The sequence below is a fragment of the Providencia sp. PROV189 genome (assembly GCF_028480065.1).
Lineage (GTDB): Bacteria > Pseudomonadota > Gammaproteobacteria > Enterobacterales > Enterobacteriaceae > Providencia > Providencia stuartii.
The window spans coordinates 1-2266 of sequence record NZ_JAMPOG010000076.1; the positions used below are offsets into that span (position 1 = coordinate 1).

Annotated in this window: 2 protein-coding genes and 2 pseudogenes; all 4 read right to left on the reverse strand. The window is 33.1% G+C overall.

Annotation, left to right across the window (positions count from 1 at the left end; translation table 11 throughout):
* Nucleotides 1–331 (reverse strand): annotated as a pseudogene (locus tag PR833_RS20205) (S-type pyocin domain-containing protein); the annotation flags it as partial.
* 243 nt (nucleotides 332–574) lie between these two features.
* The gene (locus tag PR833_RS20210; protein ID WP_272526478.1) at nucleotides 575–988 is read right to left on the reverse strand and encodes a hypothetical protein; all 414 of its coding nucleotides are present in this window, start codon (nucleotides 986–988) and stop codon (nucleotides 575–577) included.
* Between the two features lie 301 nt (nucleotides 989–1289).
* The gene (locus PR833_RS20215; RefSeq protein WP_154598872.1) at nucleotides 1290–1724 is read right to left on the reverse strand and encodes a hypothetical protein; all 435 of its coding nucleotides are present in this window, start codon (nucleotides 1722–1724) and stop codon (nucleotides 1290–1292) included.
* Between the two features lie 13 nt (nucleotides 1725–1737).
* A pseudogene (locus tag PR833_RS20220) lies at nucleotides 1738–2266 on the reverse strand (hypothetical protein); the annotation flags it as partial.

Consider the following 2266-nt stretch of genomic DNA (forward strand, 5'->3'; position numbering starts at 1 on the left):
GACTGATTTGCCCTGCCGTCATACGGTGAACGGTCTCGGGCAATCCGGTGTTAAATTCACCCGCGCGGTGCTGTTCACTGAGTGAATAGCCCTGTTCGAGACAAAAATCTTTCAGCGACTTATCTTTGCCTTGAATCGCCGCTGGCGATGACAAGGTGGTCAGTGCATCCGCCAGTGACTGCGGCTCAAGGGTTAAAGTATACGGGCGTGCCGTCATGCCTTCGGCGTGAATCAGCCCTTGTGGGTCACTGCTGCCCGCTAAGGTGCGCCCTGTGCCACGTTCGGATAAAGTATACGCCACACCAATTAATGGTTGTCCTTTATCATCCACCAATTACAGGTAATAACTCATTATTTAGCTCATAAAATGTAATTTTTTATGGTTCTCCATCATATTTATCTCTATCAATCATAAATTTTTCTTCAGTCACACTATGATGCTTTTATCAAAATTGCCAATTGTTATATATGTAAGGTTATCAATATTTCAATCTTTATCTAGATTCCTTTCAATTTTGGCCATGTGCATTATTTAAATGCTCACGGCCTATTCTAAATCCATATGGAAATAAGGTTAAAAATATAAAAATATTCCTGTTTTTTTATTTAATGCTGCATTTGATAATTCCAATATTGAATTAATTATATGTTCATTTTCTTTGTTTATCATACTTGTAAGGATTTCATTCAGGTTTTTTATTTTATTCATGTCATGTAGACTCTCATCTTCATAACCATCTATGTTTAAACCTAATTTATAATTAATTATTTCAAATAGATTGACTTTATTTAAGATATGTAGTTCGTTATCACTCAACTCTAGCTCTAGTAGATCACCATCAATAGATTCATTGTAATCCAATCTGTGCATTGTTTCTTTAGAAAGAGGAACAGTTATAGTTTTCATTGTGTTAATTTTTAACCTTAAAATTAGTTCATTAACTACATTTAATTTGTAGGCAATAGTCTTCTTACCACTGTAGGTCATGCCAAACACTTCAGATATTATAAGAGAAGTTTCTTGTTTATACTTTTCAAACTTATCTTTTATTAAATCTAATTCACATCTATTTAAAATTGATCTTTGACTATAAATAATATAGTCTTTCCTTTCAAATGGAAGGTAGCTTTTACTATAATAATTCAGTCTTGGCTTTAATTTTTCAATTTCTAGTGCTGTGTATCACATAATATCAATAGAAATTTTAATCTCGGCTCCCCTGATGTGATGACGTGTTTTTGTGATTTCATTTCACATGCCAAAAGCAGGGGGCTTTAATGTTTTATCATTAATATATTATATTGTATTTAATTAAATTACACGCATACAATAAATCATTATTAACTCCTTCGGTTATAAAGAGCTCATCATCATCTTCAATGATGCTTATCCCTCCTATATCTGTTTCAAAATAAATTCCCAAGCTATAATCTAAATTTTTAATTAATCTATATTCGTGAGCGCTTATTAACTTACATCCTTTATACTTTTTCAGTTGAGTATTCTCAGTAATTGGATATGAGAATGAATCTTGTAAGTTAACTGTTGAGCTGCATTTAGGTTCTGTTTCTTTTTTAATGAACTCAAGCATCCCTTCGCCTATAGTCAAAGAAAACCAGTTGACATTGTCAAATTCTATAAAAAGAACAAGGTTTGATGCTGCTAACTCGCCGTTCATATAAAAAGACATGCTTCTAAAATTAGTCATTATACTATTTATCATAAATCAATCCTCATTAAAATTTTGATGACTTTTCAGGGATTAAAGTATCAAATTCAACATTTCCTTCTGACAAAACCCTTAAGCTTACAGTACTATTTGTTTTTTCACTATAAATATGAATTAAATCATATTCTCCTCTTAATTGCTCTGCTTTAATGATATTACTGACTTCTGTAGGGTTTGTTAACGTATCTTTTATTGTCTGTGTAGCTTCGTTTATGCCATTTGGGCCAGGTTCATATGGTAATCGTCCTTGACCAATTTTTTTTCCTAATTTTTTGTTTATCTTTGCTTTTTGCTCAGACATAAACTCTTCAATATCTTCAATTGGAGAAATATTTGATTCTTTATTTGTACTGTTTTTTTCATTTACGCTCATATAGACATAAATCACAGGCAACGATGGTATTGGTGTTATCAGGATATAATCACGTAAATCTTTCGCATCGGGTAGCGGGTTAATGTATATCTGTGGCTGCCCTTCATGGATTGGAAAACCACCCGCTGAGGTTATATCCGCAGGCTCTGGGATCTGATTGCCC

What these genes read in the sequence shown, in the direction of transcription:
- PR833_RS20215 (WP_154598872.1), bottom strand. Translation starts at nt 1,724, where the DNA reads ATGATAAATAGTATAATGACTAATTTTAGAAGCATGTCTTTTTATATG.
- PR833_RS20210 (WP_272526478.1), bottom strand. Translation starts at nt 988, where the DNA reads ATGACCTACAGTGGTAAGAAGACTATTGCCTACAAATTAAATGTAGTT.